17 protein-coding genes are annotated in these 21638 nt (G+C 47.8%); 13 read left to right on the forward strand and 4 right to left on the reverse strand.

What is annotated here, in order from left to right:
* Window positions 1-66 precede the first annotated feature (66 nt).
* From GGC63_RS06985 to GGC63_RS07010, 6 genes are all read left to right on the forward strand, one after another.
* Window positions 67-834: a metal-dependent hydrolase gene (locus GGC63_RS06985; protein ID WP_192701677.1), complete on the forward strand. Its 768-nt coding sequence runs from the start codon at window positions 67-69 to the stop codon at window positions 832-834.
* Window positions 835-1167: 333 nt separating this feature from the next.
* Window positions 1168-2334, forward strand: a complete 1167-nt coding sequence (locus GGC63_RS06990) for an iron-containing alcohol dehydrogenase (RefSeq protein WP_192701678.1) — start codon at window positions 1168-1170, stop codon at window positions 2332-2334.
* Window positions 2335-2459: 125 nt separating this feature from the next.
* Entirely contained in the window at window positions 2460-3686 is a 1227-nt protein-coding gene (locus GGC63_RS06995) for an MFS transporter (protein ID WP_225948006.1), read from the forward strand.
* A 695-nt stretch (window positions 3687-4381) separates the two neighbouring features.
* Entirely contained in the window at window positions 4382-5266 is an 885-nt protein-coding gene (locus GGC63_RS07000; protein ID WP_192701679.1) for a helix-turn-helix transcriptional regulator, read from the forward strand.
* A 98-nt stretch (window positions 5267-5364) separates the two neighbouring features.
* A complete protein-coding gene (locus GGC63_RS07005) occupies window positions 5365-5631 on the forward strand; it encodes a YciI family protein (RefSeq protein ID WP_192701680.1) in 267 nt (88 codons plus the stop codon).
* Between the two features lie 90 nt (window positions 5632-5721).
* A complete protein-coding gene (locus tag GGC63_RS07010) occupies window positions 5722-6708 on the forward strand; it encodes a zinc-dependent alcohol dehydrogenase family protein (RefSeq protein ID WP_192701681.1) in 987 nt (328 codons plus the stop codon).
* A 157-nt stretch (window positions 6709-6865) separates the two neighbouring features.
* On the opposite strand, the gene GGC63_RS07015 is transcribed toward GGC63_RS07010, so the two are convergent.
* Window positions 6866-7351 carry a hypothetical protein gene (locus GGC63_RS07015; protein ID WP_192701682.1) on the reverse strand — a complete coding sequence of 162 codons (486 nt, stop codon included), beginning with the start codon at window positions 7349-7351 and terminating at the stop codon, window positions 6866-6868.
* A gap of 183 nt (window positions 7352-7534) precedes the next feature.
* On the opposite strand from GGC63_RS07015, the gene GGC63_RS07020 reads away from it, so the two are divergent.
* The 7 genes from GGC63_RS07020 (at window position 7535) to GGC63_RS07050 (ending at window position 18971) form a co-directional block, all read left to right on the forward strand.
* Window positions 7535-8104, forward strand: a complete 570-nt coding sequence (locus GGC63_RS07020; protein ID WP_192701683.1) for an FAD-dependent oxidoreductase — start codon at window positions 7535-7537, stop codon at window positions 8102-8104.
* 265 nt (window positions 8105-8369) lie between these two features.
* Entirely contained in the window at window positions 8370-10682 is a 2313-nt protein-coding gene (locus GGC63_RS07025; protein WP_192701684.1) for a helix-turn-helix domain-containing protein, read from the forward strand.
* A 196-nt stretch (window positions 10683-10878) separates the two neighbouring features.
* A complete protein-coding gene (locus GGC63_RS07030; protein WP_225948007.1) occupies window positions 10879-11847 on the forward strand; it encodes an ABC transporter permease in 969 nt (322 codons plus the stop codon).
* Between the two features lie 19 nt (window positions 11848-11866).
* Complete coding sequence (locus GGC63_RS07035; RefSeq protein ID WP_079909291.1) at window positions 11867-12763, forward strand: carbohydrate ABC transporter permease; 897 nt, start codon at window positions 11867-11869, stop codon at window positions 12761-12763.
* Between the two features lie 108 nt (window positions 12764-12871).
* Complete coding sequence (locus GGC63_RS07040) at window positions 12872-14551, forward strand: ABC transporter substrate-binding protein (protein ID WP_192701685.1); 1680 nt, start codon at window positions 12872-12874, stop codon at window positions 14549-14551.
* Window positions 14552-14857: 306 nt separating this feature from the next.
* Entirely contained in the window at window positions 14858-16909 is a 2052-nt protein-coding gene (locus tag GGC63_RS07045; protein WP_192701686.1) for an acyltransferase family protein, read from the forward strand.
* Window positions 16910-17183: 274 nt separating this feature from the next.
* Window positions 17184-18971, forward strand: a complete 1788-nt coding sequence (locus tag GGC63_RS07050; RefSeq protein ID WP_192701687.1) for a hypothetical protein — start codon at window positions 17184-17186, stop codon at window positions 18969-18971.
* Window positions 18972-19096: 125 nt separating this feature from the next.
* Here GGC63_RS07050 and GGC63_RS07055 read toward each other — a convergent pair whose 3' ends face one another.
* The 3 genes from GGC63_RS07055 to GGC63_RS07065 all read right to left on the reverse strand — a co-directional run bounded on the left by GGC63_RS07055 (window position 19097) and on the right by GGC63_RS07065 (window position 21382).
* Entirely contained in the window at window positions 19097-20170 is a 1074-nt protein-coding gene (locus tag GGC63_RS07055) for a glycosyltransferase family 61 protein (protein WP_225948008.1), read from the reverse strand.
* A 422-nt stretch (window positions 20171-20592) separates the two neighbouring features.
* A complete protein-coding gene (locus tag GGC63_RS07060) occupies window positions 20593-21060 on the reverse strand; it encodes a hypothetical protein (RefSeq protein WP_079909296.1) in 468 nt (155 codons plus the stop codon).
* Window positions 21047-21382, reverse strand: coding sequence for a hypothetical protein (locus GGC63_RS07065; RefSeq protein WP_192701688.1), 336 nt, complete (start codon window positions 21380-21382; stop codon window positions 21047-21049). Before GGC63_RS07065 ends, GGC63_RS07060 begins: the two co-directional genes overlap by 14 nt.
* Window positions 21383-21638: the final 256 nt, after the last annotated feature.

The following is a 21638-nucleotide window of genomic DNA, read 5'->3' on the forward strand; positions in this document are numbered from 1 at the left end:
TTATGGTACAATATAGCAATACATCCTGCTATACTTCATGGAGCGGGCAAAGGAGTTTATTTAGTTATGACGGGAAGAACCCACTTGATAGTTAGTACTGGGGTGACCTTATCGATCCTGCAAATGACCGGTCAAGGCGTTACGATCCCTGCAGTTGCCGTAGCGATAGTCAGCTCGCTGCTGCCCGATATAGACGAACCTAACAGTCTGCTGCTGCAAAAAACATTGCCCAAAGGGCTGCTGACCAAACTAAGATGGCTGTTCGCGCTGGTTAGTATCGGATTTATGATCTATGCTTACTGGGAATCGTTTCTTACTCCGTACAGCTATGCTGCCGGCGCCTTGTTATTGATTATGTGTCTTGTGAATCAGCGGGCGTTTCGCCAGCTCCTTATGATTCTTTTGGGAGGGCTGCTGCTGTATCTGGGCGCCTTTGCAGGACCCTGGCTAGGAACAGTCGGAGCTCTGCTTATGGTATGCGCCATTCTTCCGCACAGGGGATTAACCCACTCCATCTACGGGATTTTGATGTGGGGAGGTCTGCTTTATTATGCCTCGACGGTGCTTGGCGTTAAATTATGGATAGCCGGTGCTCTATCTTACTCGCTTCATCTGGTATGCGATGTGCTTACGAAACAGGGGATCCATCCGTTCCCGCCATCCAAGTGGAAGCTGGTCGTTCCTCTAATGAGTACCGGGAAATTCAGCGGCTTTCTAGTGGAAAGCCTGTGCATTACGTTGACCTTCGTCCTCGCGTGGAAAGCATTTGTCATTCCTATGGGACAAGCCGGCTTCGGATTATGGGAACAGGTCAAGAGAGCTATTACGGGTTAATAGAACGATTGAAATGAACTAATTGTATGGATGGCCGGACTATCGAACGCCGTAAAACCAGACTGAGGGCTCGCAATATGCGGCAATCAACAGAGATATTCCAATTATCAGGCAATAGTGGAGTGGAGCAGGAGCAAGCCATCAGGCCATGGAAAAGGCTTGGTGGCTGTTTCTATAGGTGACCATAGGGGAAGCAGCTTACGGCAAGGATAGTTAGAGTGGTTCAGGTCAGTCATTTTCAATGCTGGTTCACAAAGCTATAATGAGGGGAGATTCTTCAGCACTACTACCATAAACAAGGGGAAGCATCCCCTTTGAAGGAGGATAACAACTATGAATCCGTTTCAATTCCACAACCCGACCCGCATCATGTTCGGCAGCGGGATGCTCGACCAACTAGGCAGTGCCGTATCGCAATACGGCAGTAAAGTGCTGCTCGTCTATGGCGGCGGAAGCATCAAAACGACCGGTTTGTACAACCGGATTATGCGTCTGCTTCAGCAAGCAAGCGTTGAGGTGCACGAGCTTCCGGGCGTGGAACCGAATCCGCGTGTAAGCACGGTTAGAAAAGGTATCTCTATATGCCGGGAATACAGCATTCCATTTATTCTTGCGGTAGGCGGAGGGAGTGTGCTCGATGCCGCAAAAGCGATCGCGGTCGGTGTACCTTATGAAGGGGATGTCTGGGATTTTTTCATGCGGAAGGCAGACATCCATTCCGCTCTTCCTTTGGGGACGGTACTTACTTTATCGGCAACGGGCTCAGAGATGAACGGAAGCGCTGTAATTACCAACTGGGAGGATCAGCTGAAGAAAGCGATTGGAAGCATTCACTGCTATCCGGCTTTCAGTATATTGGACCCCGCTCTTACTTATACCGTTCCTCGCAATCAGACTGTGAACGGTATTGTCGATATGATGTCTCACGTATTCGAGCAATATTTCAGCCGGACGACGAATACGCCTCTTCAGGAACGCTTCTGTGAATCTATTCTTCAAACCGTTATCGAAAATGGAGAAAAAGCTCTTCATAACCCGGAACATGAAGAAGCCAGAGCGAATCTGATGCTTTGCGGCACGTATGCTCTGAATGGGGGGATGATCAGTGTTGGCATGGAAAATGACTGGGCAACCCATATGATTGAGCATGAGGTCAGTGCGATATATGATATAGCCCATGCTGAAGGGCTGTCGGTATTGTTCCCGAACTGGATGAAATACGTCTACAAAGAGAGGCTAGACCGATTTGTTCAATTTGCCGTTCGGGTGTGGCAGGTCGATCCTGCGGGCAAATCCGATGAGCAGATCGCACTCGAAGGGATTCAGGCAACACGCGATTATTTCACCAGAATCGGGGCTCCCAGCCGTCTAAGCGAGCTGAACATCGACGCCAAGGAGCTGGACCGGATGGCCAAAGAAACCGTTCGTTTCGGTCCTGTCGGCTCTTTCAAGGCGCTGCACGAATCGGATGTACGATCCATCCTGGAGATGAGCCTGTAAGTCATGTCTGTATGAAGCCGGTGTCCCTAAGGGAGCCGGCGTTTTTCGCAGTCAGGGAAAGAAGGATTTACAATCGGCCTAAACCGTACTATAGTGTGGATAGCAAATCTCAAGGAGACATCAACATGAATGAAAAGCAAGCTATGCCGTCCCGAAGGCATCATTTCATCTTTATTCTGGTGACCTTGTTTTACTGGGCTTCCCTGTATACGTATATTCCTATTTTGTCGCCGTATTTGGACCATATGGGGGCAACTTACAGCTTCGCCGGATTAGTACTCGGGAGCTATGGCTTCGTTCAAATTATACTTAGGCTTCCGCTAGGTATTACCTCGGACAGAATGAAGGTGCGGAAGCCCTTTATTATGATTGGAATGATCGGGACGACGATAAGCTGCCTGTGCTTCGCGCTTGGCGGACATCTCGGATGGATCTTGACCGGACGTCTTATTTCCGGGATCGGGGCTTCGACTTGGGCTGCGTTCACCGTACTGTACGCCAGCTACTTCAGCCAAGAGCAGGCCACGAGAGCCATGAGCCTGATCAGCTTATTGACGGCAAGCGGTCAATTGATCGGAATGAGCGTCAGCGGTTATTTGGTGAAGGAATGGGGTTGGAACTCTACCTTTTGGCTTGGCAGCATAATCGGCGCGGCTGGCTTATTGGCAAGCTTCTTCATTTTTGAACCGAAACAGGCAGTATCCCGGAAACCGATTGAGCTGAAGGATCTTGTTCAGGTCATGAAGGAGCCGCTGCTACTTAAAGTATCTGTGCTCTCTATATTAGCCCACAGCATTTTGTTTATTACGATGTTTGGCTTCACGCCTTCACATGCTTTGGCTTTGGGGGCAAGCCAGCTCGATCTGACCGTGCTGGTCTTCGCATTCATGGTGCCGCATGCCTTCAGCAACTACATTTCGGGAAGATGGCTGGCACCGAAATTCGGCTCGTGGAACCTGGTGCTGATCGCTTTTCTATTCAGTGCGGCCTGTACTACAGCCATATCCATGGTGAGCAGCTTTTCCGGCCTTGTAATCACACAAATGCTGAACGGCTTCTTCCAGGGCATTTATTTCCCCCTCATGCTGACGCTGGCGATTCAAAAGATTCATCCGCAGAAGCAGGCGACCGCGATGGGATTCTATCAGGCCGTGTATGCCGTCGGGATGTTCGCCGGACCTTTCCTGGCGGGATGGATTAATGAATGGGGCGGGCTAAGAAGCGGCTTTTATTTCGCCGGTTTGATCGGTGTCGTCGCGTTCGTGCTTACTTTCGTTTGGAGCCGGGCTGAACTGAAATCTGCCAAGACTAGGCTCAAGAGACAAGACAATGCCGCTTCCTTAGTAAAGTAGGCGCTAAATAGACATCTGCTCTTACTAGAGAGAGGATGTCTTTTTTTATTAGGTTCGACGTTAAAAAATGAACAAATATCACAACAATAACTCCTAATAGAAAGCCAACTCCTGCGGCCAATAAGTAATCTACTCTTGTTTTTATCCAACCTGAATAACAACCAATTGCCAAAGTTAGTGGTATCAATGTTAAACCAACGGTTAGTTGTCCTATCGAAAATCCTGCTATAAAACTGAATACATATATCCCGAGGGCGGAAATCCAATAAAACTGTCGCTTACCTGAGATAGCAATAAGTAATGATAAAACCGCCACACTCAATATAAAAAATGCAATTATAGTAAAAATCGGCAAATTATACACCTCCACAACGTCATTTTATCATTTACTCTACTTCATGTTGAACAGATCTTCCCATTCCTCAAGCGGGAACAAGATACCCCACAGGGGTATGTTGATCATAACTCGGCTTTCTAGGCTTCTCAACAGACTCGCTATGTTTTGTGGTGTTATTTTAAGCTGATGATCGTAAGAAAGCATAACACGATAATAAGTTTCCCAATTCCCAAATGCAGCCTTGTTGGTCTATTCTAGAGCAGGAGGCATCGCTAAGAGTTTTTGAAACCCTTTTCAAAAAAAAGGGGAATGCACTCCGTCATCGTATCAAATCTGACCAGACAAGGGAGAAGGAGACATGAAGATGATCCACGAATCCAAACAATTATTGAGAGATGCTCAGTTAACTATGCTGCAGATTGCTCGAAATGATTATTCGGAACAGCGAGCCATTTCACCTCATGTGCATGAACATTTTCACCAGCTGGTCATTGTCCACAAAGGCAGCGGCGAGATGCAGTTCAACGACAGCCTGTATCCCGTAGCCGGGCGATATTATTATTTAATACCTCCTAATTCGAGACACGCGTTCTACTTCAAAGAAGAGTCAGTTGCCGTAGATTATAAGTTCAAGCTTAACGACGAAGGCTTGGTACACGCCATTGCCGAATCCCCGACCTACGGCACATGCACGAATGACGATCTGGTTGATTTAAAGCAGTGGTTTCAGCTAACGATGGAATTCAGCAAATGTCCCGACCCGTTAACCTTGTACCGGATAGATTCCGGCTTTAAGGGAACCTTGCTGTCCTTACTGCAAAAAAGCAGAGGGCAAAGAGCGGAAATACAAGATGCCTCCAGAATGAAGGACGGAGCCTATTCGGATTTCCCGATAGCAGCTTATATCAACGAGCATTTGTCCGAGAAGCTATCCTTAATGGACATTGCGAATCATTTTGGATTTCACCCGCATTATATTATTAAAATATGCAATGATCATATCGGCATGAGCCCTATGCAGTATTTGCAGGAGAAGCGTCTGGAAAAAGCGATGGAGTATTTGGAGGAAACGAAGTGGACTGTCACTGAAATCAGCGAAAAGCTGGGGTGGACCACGTCTTACTTCTCCCGTCTGTTCCATCAGAAGAAAGGAATATCCCCCTCACAGTTCCGCAAAAGCGCGGTTTATCCGATCAGTACGGATATATGGGAAGAGGCTGACCACGCGGCGGCGGGCCAATAACTAAGCGAGAATGAAGAAACGATATTAGATATTCGGAGCGGTTTATCATATAATAGAGGGATAAATTTTACTAGTAGAGTTGCGAGAGGAAGCTGACGATGAAGCATTATGTTGTATTCTTGCCCATGCTCGATGAAGAAAAGAGTCAAACGTACCGCGCGCAGCATCTCGAATATTTGTCAGAAATGCGCAGCCTGGGACATATTTTTGCCAACGGACGGTTCGTTGACGGTACCGGAGGAATGGTCATCTATAGAGCGGAATCCTTGGAAGCGGTAGAGGCTTTCGCATTGAATGATCCTTATGTTATTCACAAGGCCAGAGGCTATGAAATTCATGAGTGGGACATGGTGCTGGCCGACTAGGTAATCTACATAGGTGATCCCAGGCCGATTTTTCTGTACGCAGAGAAATCGGCTTCTATTCTGTTACAACGGTTAAGGAGAATGAAAAGCATGAATGCCTACTACTTAAGCTGCAGCCGGTTTGGCCATCCGTCTGAAGTGCTTCAGCTTCATAATAAGCCCTTGGAACAGCCCGGGCCGGGTGAGCTGCTGGTACGAATGATAAGCTCCCCTATCAATCCGTCTGATCTGATTCCGATCCAAGGAGCTTACGCACATCGGATTGCCCTTCCCATGATTCCCGGGTATGAGGGTGTCGGAAAGGTGGTGGAGGCAGGAAGGAATGTATCTGCATCCATGCTTGGCCGGCGGGTTCTATCACTCAGGGGAGAGGGTACTTGGCAGGACTATGTGCGGGTACCAGCGGAGCTGGCAGTTCCTGTCCCGGACACGATCTCCGATGATACTGCGTCCCAGCTGTACATTAACCCGGTGACTGCCTGGCTTCTGTGTCAACAGTACCTGGCTGATGCAGAGGGCGACTTCGTCTTGATCAACGCAGCTGGCTCCTCCATAGGGCGGATCTTTGCTCAGTTATCCCAAGTGTTTGGATTTCGCATAATTGCGGCTGTAAGAAATGATCTACATACCGAAGCTTTGCTGCTTAAGGGGGCTGAGTATGTTATAAATACATCTGCAACATCACTGCATGAAGCGGTTATGGATATAACGAAAGGGCGAGGGGCTGGATTCGGAATCGATTCCCTCGGAGGTACGGCGGCTGAGGAGCTGGCAAGCTGCATCTCCTTTGGAGGCATAGTGGTGAGTGTCGGCCTACTATCCGGAATTCCGGTCGATTGGGTTCGCTTAGCCCGGACAACGGGGATCCGTCCTGCCATGTACTGGCTGCGTCATTGGGTGGAGAAGGCAGAGGTTCAGGAATGGCACGAGCCGTTCGTCAGCATCATGGAGCTTGTTCATAAGGGCCTGCTGCAGTTGGATGCCCCGGGGGCGCGATTTGCAATAAGTGATTATCAACAGGCGATAGCTGCGGCAACGGCCCCAGGGCAATCTGGTAAGACCGTCTTTGCTTGGTAAGAAAATTTCCCGCGAAATTCAACCATTTCCCGGGTAAGCGCAGAACTCGATAAAAAGCGCATTTCCTTCGACATTCCGTGTTGAAAACCGTTAAGGTCTTCACGGATGCTGTCGAGAGAAAGGCGCTTTTTGTGCGTTTCCTATGGTCAATATCGGGTTAAGAACCGATTTCCGTGTACATGCTTTGAACCTTTTGCAGCCGTATGTACTCATTTTTTTGCAGTCCCGGCCGGAAATAGCTGTAGAGATAGGCTGCTTCATGAAATGACAATCCTGTGTGGCATACCACTTCCTGAATCGTATGCGGATTGTCGAGAATAAGCTGCCACTCTCCCTCCCGCTCGCCGGGCGCAACGGTTTGCAGAAGCTTGATCTTAACCTCGGCGATTTGCTGCAATTCATCCCAGACCTGGGACCAAGAGGGACTAAACCGCTCAGGCTGGGGAAATAATTCCCGAGCCGTGGTAATCCAGGAGATGACGGCGTCCGAATCGCTCTCCTGAAATTGCTTGAGCTTATTCTTGAACCCTTCCAAAAGCATGTGAAAGGCGGAATAGCCGCCATCGTCTATCGATGCTTTCCAAGAAGCCAGCTCCTCTTCAGAAATCCCGTTCTCTAACTGCTGCCATTGATTCCGGTTCATCGAATGTACGTCTCCTCCTGATATAGTAGGGTAGATTTGAAATTAATTTAGCATATTATTGATGGGATGGAAAGAGATGCCTGAAATGCATTTTGACATTCCATTCCAAGTTGTGTAGCATGGTATTTGGATGGACAGGCATCATTAGACATCGAATGATAATATGAAGGGAGAGTATCGAGCATGTATGATATTGTTATTATCGGAGCAGGGCCTGCAGGCGGAAGCGCCGCATTGTTCGCAGCGAAAGCAGGGAAGAAAACGCTTTTAATTGACAGTGACCAGAGCATGACCAAACGCGCTTGGCTGGAAAACCATTACGGCATCATGGAAATGACGGGGGCCGAGCTGGTCGAGATTGGCCAGAAGCAGGCGGTGAAATTCGGCGCCGAGCTGGTGCATGCCAAGGTTAGCAATGTAACCCAAGCAGGGGAAGGCTTTCAGGTCGAGACAGAAAACGAGCGTTACGAAGGCAAGCATGTCATCCTGGCAACCGGTGCCCTCGTCGATCTGGCGCAGCATATCGGCTTGCAAACCAAAGACGGTACCGAACCTAGAATCAAGACCGTCATCGATACATCTCCGGAAGGAAAAACGTCCATTCCCGGCATTTGGGCAGCGGGTACGGCGGCGGGTGTCAGTGTACATACCATCGTTACGGCCGGTGACGGTGCCAAGGTAGCCATTAACGTTATCAGCGAGCTGAACGGCGAGCGTTATGTAGACCATGATGTAATTAAGAAGGGCTCTTAATTTATTAACCTATAGTAAAAGAACCTCAAGGCTGTTCGTCAGCAGTTTGCTGCTGCGGACAGTCTTTTTTGGCATGATGGCGTAATACAAATCGGAGCTTCCCGCAGAGTGCCTTAACGCACTCGAATCCATGGCACCCCTTCTGAGGCTATTCGGGCATGAATTTCGACAAAGCTCAGCGTATCTTTCGACGTAATCTTTCGTTGTCGGTCTCGCTAAAGTCCTTTACAATGGAGTCAAGTCTCGGGCATGGAGGAGATTCGAAATGTGGAGATTCAAAGGTCGGGAAGCGGGCAGTCATCAGGTGTTTATTCGTTTATTGGTGCCCAATCTGCTGTTTTTACTGCTGCCGCTGTTAGTCGGAGGGATCATCTACTATAAAACACTTCATGAGATGGAGAAGGAAGTGACGGCCGGGAATATGAATGTTCTGCAGCAAAGCAGGGACATCCTGGACCGCCGTTTGGCCGAGCTTTCCTCCATAGCCATCCAGCTCGTTAACGATACGAGAATTATGCAGTTTCAGCATATTCGCGAACCGTTCCAGGGCTCCAACATCAACCGCATTTGGGATACCCGCAAAGCCATCCAAAATTTCAGCCTCACCAATAACTTTATTTTCCATTATTTTGTTATCTACAAGAACAGCGAGCTCGTATTTACGGAAAATTCCACATACGGGCTGTTTGATTTTTACAATACATTTCGTTATGTAGGCTTGGATGCGGACAGCTGGAAAGACATGATTATCGGTTCTTACCAGCAGCGCAGTATGCTCCCGTCCCATCAAGTGATTGTTAACGGTAATATGTATACTCTGTTAACCTACATTCATTCCTTGGGTTATCCCGGCTACCCCCAAGGAGCCGTTGTGATTACGATAGACAACCGGGAGGTACAGAAGCTGATGGGCGGTCTGGATTTGTCCGGCGGCGGTTGGGCATACATCATCGATCAGAACGGGAAAATGATCAGCACCTCAGCCTCTGACGCACCGGTGAGCTGGATTCAGCGCTCCAAGCTGGCGGGTAAGGAAGGAAGCATGCTGGAGCAGATAGACAACCAGCCCATGCGGATCACCTACACCACCTCATCGTACAACGGCTGGACGTACTTGGTTGCCCAACCGGATCATATTGTCTTGAAAAAGGTCCTTTATATCAAAAAAATCATTTTTGCCATGACTCTTATCTTCCTTGCGTCAGGTCTGTTGATTGCCTATCTGATCGCCTACAGAAACAGCCGCCCGTTAAGAACGATCATGGAAACCATCATGGAACGAATGGAAGGCAGACCAGAGACCGGTCCCGATGCCTACCGGTTCATACGGGAGTCCGTATCCAGGCTTATCGATAACAATCATGAGCTGACGGACAAGATGAAAAAGCATGCTCCCTACTTGCAAGCGGCTTTATTCGAGAGGCTGCTGAAAGGGGATTTTCTCTCGGCCAAGGATACATCGGTGCTGCTGCAGCATGTTGGCATTGAAGCGCAGGGAAGCCACTATTCTGTCGTCATAGTTCAGCTGCAAGGGTATGACGGCGGATTCGACGCCTCCTCTCTGGAGGAGCTTGACCTCAAAAGGGTGATGATCAAAGAAATGCTTCGCGGCGGGCTTAAGGTCAGCATGTACTGGCATGATCTCGCAGAGGATCAAATTGCGCTTCTGATTGCGTACGGGAGAGACATTCCTGACCCTAATTTAACGTACCTGGCAGAAGCGCTTCCCGGAGTGGGTGAAATGATCCTTGCACAGCTGAATGTGCGGACAAGGTTTGCCATCGGGGGCATATACAAAGAGCTGCTGCATATTTCCCGATCCTTTGAGGAAGCGAAGCAGGCGCTTCAATTCTTATCGTGGAGAAATCAAAACGGCGCTGCCCGTTACGATGAAATACCGCAGGAGCACAGCGGGTATTATTATCCTTCAGATCTGGAGATCCGGCTCAGCAACCTGGCTCTGGCAGGCGAATATGCCGCGGTGGAGTCCGTATTGACCGATCTGCATCGAATCAACTTTGTAGAGAGACGTCTGTCGGTTCCCATGCTGCAATTATTCATGAACGAGATGATAGGCACTTTGATTAAGCTTTTGCCGCAGATGGGGCTGAATGAAGGAATTCTGCAGGATAAGCTGAAATTGGTCACTACGGAATTGACATCTTACGAAGGTCTGGAAAAGCAATATCTATCGTATACAGCCGTTTACCGGCAGCTTTGCAATTACGTCAATGATCATAAAAAGAGCCAGAACGGGCAGCTGCTGGACAGCATCATTGCCCTGCTGCAGGAGACTTTCACCGATCCGGACATCAGTCTGGATTCCGTTGCGGAGCGAATGGGAATCTCCAGAGGCTATTTATCCCAATTTTTTAAAGAGCAGACGGGCATCAACTTTTCCGATTATCTGGAGGGTCTTCGAATGAAGCTTGCAAGGGAGCTGCTGGCTGAGACCGATCTGCACGTATTTGAAATTGCCGTTCGGGTGGGGTACAGCTCCTCTAACACGTTTTGCCGGGCGTTCAAACGAATAAATGGTGTCAGCACCACAGCATTTCGCAGCTCTAAGGTAATTTGAATGCGCTTTCTGAACCATTGCATATCATATGAAACAATGCACATAAGCCGTTCTGAACGGCTGCACATAGAGCTGCACACAATCCTATTTACGTCTAAACCGCTGATGAGTAAGGTGGAGAAAGGACGACGGCAGCGTTTGAATCTGGACAGGATAATCCGCTATCCGTAGAAAAACAGAATGAGGGGGTGAGCCATTGGAAGCGCTTAAAGAAACATCAGGCGTGCAAACCGGAGCCGGCGTTATAGCAAGAGCGCGAACGCCATTCACCAAAATACGAAAAGGGTGGAGGCTGTATGCATTAATAGCACTTCCATTGATTTACATTATTATTTTTAAGTATGTTCCGATGTACGGCGCTCAAATTGCCTTCAAAAACTTTATTGTGACCAAAGGAATCTGGGACAGCGAGTGGGTGGGCTTCAAGCACTTCGACCGTTTTTTTCATTCCTATGAGTTTTGGAGATTAATGAGCAATACGATCCTGCTCAGTGTGTACAGCCTGGTGGCAGGCTTCCCGTTTCCGATCATCCTGGCGCTTAGCCTGAATTACGTGAAGAATCAGCTGTTCAAAAAATCCGTGCAAATGATAACCTATGCACCGCATTTTATTTCCGTCGTTGTCATGGTAGGGATCATTCTCGAGCTCCTGGAGCCGAGGAACGGCATCGTGAATAATGTGCTCAAGCTGATAGGGCTGAACCCGATCAATTTCATGGGTGTGCCGGAATATTTTAAATCCATCTATGTGTGGTCGGGCATTTGGCAGAGTGTAGGCTTCGGCTGCATCATCTATTTGGCCGCGTTGGCAAGCATCGATCCGGCCCTGCACGAAGCGGCCGTCGTAGACGGAGCTAACAAGCTGCAGCGGATGTGGCATATCGACCTTCCGGGGATCATGCCAATAGCAATTATTATGCTGATCATGAATACAGGGCATATGCTGGACGTCGGCTTTGAGAAAGTGCTATTGATGCAGAACCCGCTGAACATTCGCACCTCCGAGGTGATCGATACCTATGTATACAAAGTCGGTCTGACCTCGCAAGCGTTGAACTATTCTTATCCTACGGCTATCGGTTTGTTCAAATCGGTCATCAATCTGATTTTACTTATCATGGTTAATAAAATTGCCCAAAAAACAAAACAGGCCAGCTTATGGTAAGCGGAGGGAGGAGCAGGCGTTGGAACCTACGGCGATCAGGGAAACGAAGAGCGATCAGGTGTTCACCGTGGTCAATTATACGATTTTGTCACTATTCTTGATTACGATATTGTATCCTTTGATTTATGTTGTAAGCGCTTCAATCAGCAGCTCGGAAGCCGTCATATCGGGCAAGGTCTGGCTGTGGCCGGTTCATCCTTCACTGGAGGGCTACAGTGCGGTATTCAAGCACAAGCTGATCTGGAGCGGGTTTATGAATTCCATCTATTATACGGTGGCGGGAACGCTGATTAATGTCGTTATGACGATCTTGGCTGCGTATCCTTTGTCGCGAAAAGACTTTTACGGCAAAAATGTGTTCATGTTCCTGTTCGTCTTCACCATGATGTTCTCCGGCGGCTTGATTCCAACCTATATGCTGGTCAAGGACCTGGGCTTGCTGAATACGACATGGTCGATGCTACTGCCCGGAGCGCTGGGAGTATGGAATATGATTATCACCAGAACGTATTTTCAAACGACGATTCCTGACGAGCTGCTTGAGGCCTCGCAGTTAGACGGCTGCACGGACTTTCAATTTGTATGGAAAATTGTGCTGCCGCTGTCCGGCCCCATTATTGCGGTTATTGCTTTGTTCTATGCGGTGGGCCACTGGAATTCGTATTTTAATGCCTTGATTTATTTGAAAAAGCAGAGCTTATATCCGCTGCAGCTCGTGCTCAGAGATATCCTTGTGCAAAATGACGTGGATATGAACATGCTGATGGACGTTGCGGAGCAGGCCAAGCGGGAGGGCTTGAGAGAGCTGCTGAAATATTCGTTGATCGTTGTTGCAACGGTGCCTCTGCTGGTTGTTTATCCGTTTGTCCAAAAATATTTCGTTAAAGGGATTATGATCGGATCGTTGAAGGGGTAGCCAGAGGCTATCTGTCGATGCTTACTAAGTCAGTTTCGCTTACGCGAAACTCAAAGTTGATGCTTACGAAGTCAGTTTCGCTCCGCGAAACTCTTAGGAGGGGTTCAAATGAGAAAAATAACGCTCATCTCGCTCTCGCTGCTGCTAAGTATGGGAATCGTATTAAGCGCTTGCTCCGGGAAGGAGGAAGCTCCGCCTTCCGATCCTTCGAAGTCGTCACAGGTCGCGGTGAATCCGCCGGGGCAATTTCCTATCACCAACGAAAAGACGACCATCAAGGTACTGGTCAAGGGGAGCTCGTCCGTTGAGGACTTTGCAACCAACGAGTTCACGAAATGGCTAGAGCAAAAAACGAACATCCATATTGATTGGGAGGTAGCCCCGGAAAAATCGGCGACGGAAAAGCTGAATCTGGTTCTCTCCAGCGGCGATTATCCTGACGTAATTATGGGCTTCGGCGTATCGCCGACACAGATGATGATTTATGGGAGCCAAGGCGTGTTTCTTCCGCTGAATGATCTGATTGACAAGTACGGCATCGAGATGAAAAAGATGTTTCAGGAAAATGCGTTTTACAAGGATCTGATCACGGCTCCAGATGGCAAAATCTATGCGCTGCCGCAGGTAAATGAATGCTATCACTGCATGTATCAGCAAAGAATGTGGATTCATAAGCCATGGCTCGATAAGCTGGGCTTGCAGATGCCGACCACGACCGATGAGTTCTACGAAGTGTTGAAAGCCTTCAAGACCAAAGATCCCAACGGCAACGGCAAAGCCGATGAAATCCCGCTGTCCGGCTCTATCCAGGCTTCCAGCAGCAATCTGTTCTCCACGCAGATGCTCGACTCCTTCCTTATGAACGCCTTCATCTATGACCATGGCGATAAAAAGCTGTATCTGGATAACGGGAAGGTGTCGGTGCCGTACAATAAGCCGGAGTGGAAGGAAGGCTTGAAATACATTCATAAGCTGTATGCCGAAGGATTAATCGATCCGCAAGCATTGACTCAAGATAACAACCAATTGAAAAAATTGGGTGAAAATCCGGACACCGTCATTCTGGGAGCTTCCTCCGGCCATAATATGGGCTCCCTGACCACTTTGGGAGGCAGCAGCGGAAGATGGCTAACCTATGTAGCGGTCCCTCCGTTGAAGGGACCTAGCGGCTTCCAGACCGCAGCTTACCATCCTTATGTCGTTGGAAACGGGCAGTATGTCATAACCAAAAACGCCAAAAATCCAGAAGCGGCCTTCCGCTTGGCGGATTTCCTGTACAATACACCCGATACGACGCTCAGATGGTATGCAGGCCGTGAGGGCGTAGAATGGCGCTACGCGGAAAAAGGGGAGATCGGCATTAACGGCAAGCCGGCTATCTGGAAGCAGCTGACCCCATGGGGCGGCGTACAAAACGTTAACTGGTCGCAGACCGGACCGAACTATCGCTCCAATGATTTCCGGCTGGGCGAGGTGGCGAACCCGGAGCAGCCGCTTGAGGTCATCCTGTATAATGAAACCAAGACCAAGATGGAGCCGAAGCAAATGCCGATTGAGAAAGTGATGCCTCCAGTCTTTTTTACCGCGGATCAGGCTTCGGAATTGGCGGATCTGGAGAAGACGATTCTGGATCATGTGAAGGAAATGATGGCGCGCTTCATAACCGGCGATTCGGACATTGACAAAAACTGGGATGCCTACGTGAAGAACCTGGATAATATGAATCTGAAAAGATATCTGGAAATTTATCAGACAGCCTATGACGCTAATTTCAAGAAGAAAAAATAAGTAACGAGAATCGCCCTTAAACCCGCTGAATACAGGGAGTTAAGGGCGATTTTGCTTGCCAAATATTGCGAACAAAAGTTCCAATTGATTCCGTTCCAACAGCGTAATAAGATAAATGAGCCTGAAATTCGGAGTCTGTAAAATGTGAAAGAAAAGATGTAATCCTTTCGTAACGATTTCCATTTCGCGACTGTGTATAGTAAAGGTACAGCTGAGATGAATGACGCCCCATGTGCGATCGAAAGGAAAGAAATAAGATGAGCCAAAACCAACAAGGAATGCCCTATCGCAAAGGGGGCATTCGTCATGCCTAAACCGGTTGTCGGTCAAGGGAGATATATGGCAGGACTCGATGGTCTGCGAGCCATAGCGGTGCTTGCCGTCATTGCTTATCATTTGAATATGAAATGGGCTCCGGGCGGACTGCTCGGAGTCGGAATTTTTTTCGTTCTATCCGGTTATCTAATAACGGATCAGCTCATCGCGCAGTGGAAGAGCAAGGGAACTGTCGATCTGAAGGACTTTTGGATGCGCAGGGCTCGAAGGCTTCTTCCCGCGCTGCTGCTCATGCTTGTGGCTGTTGTGGTCTGGCTCGCCGTCTTTGATAAGTCCAGGCTTCTTGCGCTGCGGGAAGAGGTTGCTGCTGGACTGTTGTATGTTAGCAACTGGTGGCTCATCTATCATAAAGTGTCTTACTTTGAAAGCTTCGGCCCGCCTTCCCCTTTAGGGCATTTATGGTCGTTAGCCGTTGAGGAGCAGTTTTACTTGTTATGGCCGATCGTGCTCCTGTTTGCCCTGCGATGCATGCCCCGAAGAGGACCAATCGTAGGGGTTACCTTGCTTGGGGCCTTGGTATCCGTGATCGCCATGGCGATTCTTTATGTGCCCGGGACCGATCCGAGCAGGGTCTATTATGGCACTGATACGCGAGTCTTCGCCCTGCTCATCGGGGCGGCGCTGGCGATGGTATGGCAGAGCCGGCGGCTGACGCCCCGTGTGACGCAGCGGGCACAATTCGTACTCGATGCCATGGGATTCACTGCATTAATCATTTTATTGTACATGATTTGGCAGACGAATGAGTACGACGAGTTCCTGTACAGTGGCGGTCTAGCGCTGCTGTCTGTAGCAGCGGCAGTGGTGGTGGCGGTTCTTGCCCACCCGGTCAGTTGGCTGGGCAAGGTGTTAGGATGCAAGCCTCTGCGCTGGCTTGGTGTCCGATCTTACGGTATCTATTTATGGCATTATCCGATTATTGTCATGAGCAGTCCTGCTAATAGCAATGAGCCGGATTTCACTCGGGCAGCAATACAAGTGGTCGTAACGATATTGTTGGCCGCTTTGTCATGGCGTTACGTCGAGGAGCCGATTCGCCGCGGTTCCTGGAACCGTCTGAAGGCACAGGAGGGCATCCGAAGACGCGCGCGCCAACGGCTTTCTCTGGTCCGCTGGACTCCGGTCGCATGCGCGGTTCTTCTTGTCGGCTTCCTGTTCATCGGGCTGCTGCAGCGTGAGACGGATGCTACGCCGGGAATCAGCAGCGGTGGGACGCAGGAGCCGATTATATCTTCTGAAACGGCGGTCAGTGCCGTATACGGCTCCAACAACCTGGCGTCCAACGTTTCAACGGCTCAGCCGATATCGAAGGATGCCGGATCGGTCCCAGTGACAGCCATCCCCCCAGCTGATCATACAGACACCAGGATGGATGGGGCATCTTCCCAAAGCGATCAGCCTCTGCCGCAAGAAGCGGGAACAACCGATGATCCTGAGAAAGCAAGCCGGCATCCGGAGGATACCGCAAAGCCGGACACGCGCGGTGACGCAGACCATTCGAATCCCCTATCTAAGCCATCTGAAGGTGCAACGCTTCCTCAACAGACACCGGGCAAAGGCATTACGGCCATCGGCGATTCAGTTATGCTGGATATAGCACCCTATTTGGAGAAGCTTCTCCCGGGTATTGTCGTTGACGGCAAGGTGGGGCGGCAATTCCTTGAAGCGGCGGATGTTATCGACCAGCATAAAGAATCGGGTACACTCGGAAGCCGGGTTATTATTGAGCTGGGCACGAACGGTCCATTTAATAAAAAGCAGCTGGAGTCAATGCTGGATTCGCTGGATAGTGCCAAGCAAATCATCCTTGTGAACACGAGAGTCCCGCGCAAATGGGAGGATGAGGTTAACTCCGTCATTGCCGAGGTCGCTGAAACCCATCCGAAGGTAACCCTGGTTGACTGGTATGCAGCGAGCGAAGGCAAGAGCAGCTTCTTTGCTCCAGACGGCGTTCATCTGGAAGCGGAAGGCTCGGAATTTTATGCTTCTCTTGTAGCCGGTGCGCTGCAAAAACACTCTTGAATGTACATAAGCCTGCAGCCTTCTTAATGAGGGGACGCAGGCTTTTTTGATACAAAAATTTCATCTAACCATCTGTAAGCCATACCCTCTCGATTTCTTTGATTCCGTTCCCGGTTTTCTTTTACAGAGACCCAGGCTAATGTCGAGCTCGCCTGCGAATGAATATGAATATGATGCAACTAAAGAAAAAATCAATTTTAACTAGGCGTTTCTTTGTCTTGGCCCAGAATAAAATGGATTTGCCGAAATCGGATTACGAAAGAGGAGGGTGTTGATGAAAAATAAAAATCGTCGAATCCTGTGGCTATTAAATCATAAAACATTAATGTCCTATGAGGTTCCTTTACTTCGTTCGCTAGGTTTTGAGGTATTCACACCCAAAATAATACCTGATGATGTTTCGACCTTTAGAAGCGGTTCTGTAGATTACTCCGCTGATTCCGATTTAACCGTGCCCAAAGATGTCCTTAATGCTTTGAACTCATTTAACTTTTACTCTGATCCTTGGCGGCACGACATTACTTTTTTTGTTAATACGTACTTTGGTTCAGTTTTTACAATGCCGTTAACTTATCCTTTTCAAGAGGTTGTAACCAAGTATAAAGGACAGATTGTTCTTCGTGCTTTCGGATTACAAGCTGACTATTCCTATGATAAGGTCTTACATCTTCAAATGGGGGATCGAGTCTATTCTTGGTTAGAGGCTGTAAAAGATCGATTCTGGTTCGGCAAAGGTTATGAACAGCTAGATGAATGTGAAACTCCTTATTTTAAAAATCGTTCCGTATTTCTGCCGCTCGGATTAAACGAGAGTTACTGGAAGCATAAAAATACTTGGCGTGGTACAGATAAACGCATATTATTTGTCTGCCCAAATATTAATGATAATAACTATTATTATGCCCAAATATACAAAAATTTTAAGGAGAGTTTCGGAGATCTTCCCCATGTTATCATTGGACAACAAAAAAATTCTGTCAATGATCCTAATGTTCTTGGCCATGTAAGTGATGAAGAACTTATCGATTTGTATAAGGATTGTGCTCTACTGTATTATCACTCGCAAGAGCCCCGGCATGTTCATTATTCTCCTATCGAAGCAGCTATTATCGGTACACCCGTTGTGTTTTATAAACAAAATTTGTTAGGACGATTATTGCAAAAGGATATCGCAGGAGCAACCCAAGGGATATCAGAAGCACGCATTGTGATAGAACGAATACTGCAGGGTGATTGTAAATGGATTGACAAAATAAGATCTGAACAAGAGGCTATCCCGTACTACTTTTCTAACAATTACTGCGAAAGGATATGGCGCCAAAATTTGCTTTCTGGTCCCCTTGCATCAGCATTATTTAGCGGCGAAAATCCGATTGAGATTAGGAACACGGCCCATAGCAGCTCCCTCATGGCCACATCAAAGCTACCTGTTATTCCGTTTCATCAAGGGATTCGTTGGTTCGATTCGATAAAACTAGCAAATGGTCGTGTAATGCCTGGTGTTGCTCCCTATGAAGTGTTCAAAGCACGCGCAGATATTATTTTTGCCGGATTAGTACCAGGAGAGACGGTTCTTGATATCGGCGATGGTGATGGATTCTATGCATTCGAATCAGAATTAAGGGGTGCTGGAAAAACAACCTGCATCGTCAATGGAGACAGCTATTGTTTTCTTTATGCAAAACAAGAACTTGCTTCTCGAGTGGAAGTAATGTACCCTAAACAATTCGATACCATGAGGACATCCAATTTATCTTATGACTGGGTTGTGGTGCGCGGAATTCTTAATCAGACGAGGCACCCGTTTCATCTTCTTGAACGCTTAGCTACGATTGCCAAGAAGCGTATCGTTATTGAATCGATACTCGACTTGCATGACTTAGATAGACCTGCAGTAGTCTATTATGGGGGTGAGAATCGTCTTGGGTATCCCCCCGATGGGTTCGGGTTCAACTTTCTTTTTTTAAAGAGCGCTCTGAACAAATTGGGCTTTCAAAATGTTTCTTATCAACCTACACCGGATGCGCCGTCGATACGCGGGATCATCACCGCCATGAAATGAGAACATGAAAATCAAACAGCAGCAGATTGTATCGATAGATCTTTTAGGGGATGTTTGCGTAAAAAGCAAAGATCCCCTTTTCGTTTAAGCGAAAGGGGATCTTTGAGCAGTTCATAAAATAAGGCCTAAATACCGGCTAATTCTAAGACTTGCTTTAGCTTTTCAATATCAACAATAATGTTATCCCCCGCTGCTGTTGGCTTCGGAGGTTGCTCTATATCACATATCAGCTCATAGTACTCAAGTTTACCGTGATTGCTTAATATCCAAAAGTAAGGATCAACTACCTGCTGGAGTGAAAGCTCAATTAATTTCGTGCCGGGATTACAAAACACAATATTTGCGTTCCCGCTTCCGAACGGAGATACAATAACCTGAGCAGAGGAAAAAAGGGAGATTTTCTCACGAGTGGACATAGGTGTTAGAACAATTTGCTTAAATCCTTTCGTGCTTAAGAAGCCCATGACTTCGTCTTCATTGGCAACAAACCGGTACTTTGCATCACGCCGAGTGATATATATTTTCTCAAATCCGTGCATCTTCTCAACAGGAGTATGTTCTTTAAATTGCTGACTGATATAACGAAAGGCCCAGCTTGGAGTCCCCCCAAGCATAAAAGGTACGGCAGGAACGATTAAATTATCGGCCTGAAGATGAAAATCACGCTTTTCTACTTGAATTAATTTATCCATAGGGAATCCAAGCATCTTTAATGACTCGTATTGAAAGGGGTGATGGAGCTTTCCGATCAAATACTTATCGATTAAGATTCCGCTTTGCTCCAACAAGTGAATTCGCGGCAAAATATCGAAGAACCAATGCCCATATATGCCATGGGTAAAGAAATTAATCTCAGGTAAATTATATCCGAAGATCAGCGTGGCGACCGTCTCTGCCGTATACTCCGCTTGAGGCAGAGTAGTAAAGTCGAATGGATAGTTCAACTCCGTGTCACGCATTCGCAGATTATCGGGGGTAACAGCATAACAATTTGACGTAACAACTCGTCCCTTCGGTATTTGGGCTACAAAGGCTTCCTTAAAGAAGAGCTCCGTACCCCATCGTGGAGGGTCCAGCCCTTTTGGGATTTGAAAATGAACGCTTTCGCCGGGATAAATGACTTTATAAAGGTGTTGCAGTTGGTTTTCAATAAACCAATCTTTAGTATGTTCGCAAAATGTGTTGGGAAATTCATTCAATATTTATCCCTCCTCATATTATGCATTTGAGCAAAGTATTCAACTTTTCCATAATCATATGCGAATCGGCGATGCCTAGATTACGGACCCTTCGTCATGAGATTATGCGTAATTCAGGAGCCTGTTCTACAATGAATCGGGTGTTATGAGACTCCCAATCCATAGCACCACCGCCTTAAAAAAGTCTTCAGTTATTTTATGCATTACTTTCTAGCTAGGAAATGGACATATGCGGACAACAGATACGACCCTAAATCCTATTTCATGTCCCTAGGGAGAGAGAAGGGGGGGGCTTGGTGTTCGAAACGATTTGGGATCTATTGTACCAAAGGGGGGAAGGACGTTAAGTTTTCTATGTTTAAGGTAAAAGAGCCCGATTACCGAGTCCTCGGCATCAGGCTCTATCTTCATGGAAAAGCATCTCACCATACGCTTGGCATCACCTTGATCGATGAGTCCAGCTTGGGCAAAAAGGCATAGCTCGGGTTAAACGTGAAGATACGTTTAATCTGGTAAGTAATCATGACGACAGCGGTGACCGCTTCGTTCAGGGACAGCTGCAGATCGGGGCAATCCACCAGCAGCCGTTTGGATTCCTGCTCAAATTCGGAGCAGCCGGAAATCACGGTTAAAACTCCTTTTTGCACGGCTTGCTCTACTGTTTCAAGAAAAAATTGCGCTTGTTGAAACCCGAATTGGTTTCTAAGCCATTGATGGGTATCGAATAGCACATAGTTGGTTGTTATCAGTGTTCGGTCCATATCGTCCAAGTCCAGAAACAAGGTGCGAGCTTTGGAATAATAAGGGTCCTGAGGATTCATAAAGGACATAAATGCCGTCTGGTCAACATATACCGCCTGGGCAAGATGGGTCTGTTCAATGTTGTTCATATTGGGTATCTCCATACAGATTGATGCTGCGCTCCGACAAGCCGTCCAGATAAAGAAGGGGATTGCGATCCAGCTGTTCACGGGATATAGGAACGAGGAGCTCGTTGCTTTTCAAGGTCCAATACTGCTCAACGATCTGATTTACGATTTCACTGACGGTAACTTGCTGTGCATCGGCCATTTGCCGGCACTTGGCTAATAATTCCGGGTCTAGCTCAAGGGATGGCTCTTCTTCAACTTCTTCCGGCCCGGCAATAAATTGTGTTGCCGCATTTTTCCATTGATCCAGCCGGCGCTGCAGCAGTCTTTTGGCGTTGCCCATGGACTTGCACCTCCGTTGTAGTTTGGTTACGGCTTATGTATTATTGTCGCCACCTTATATGATTCGGGAAGAATCGACATTTTCATGGGGCTTAAAGCAAAAATTCGTCAATGTTCCTCTGGAAAGGGTGCGTATGTAAATAAATACCACAAAAAAACCCCCGAAAGATCGACACGCCGGACGAAGAGTATAACACTCGGAGCGCAAGCGGTAATTACGGTAAATATCATTTTTTAAGCCATTGATCTCCATGACC

Origin of the sequence: Paenibacillus sp. OAS669, assembly GCF_014873645.1 — a bacterium.
In the GTDB taxonomy this organism is placed as follows: domain Bacteria; phylum Bacillota; class Bacilli; order Paenibacillales; family NBRC-103111; genus Paenibacillus_S; species Paenibacillus_S vulneris.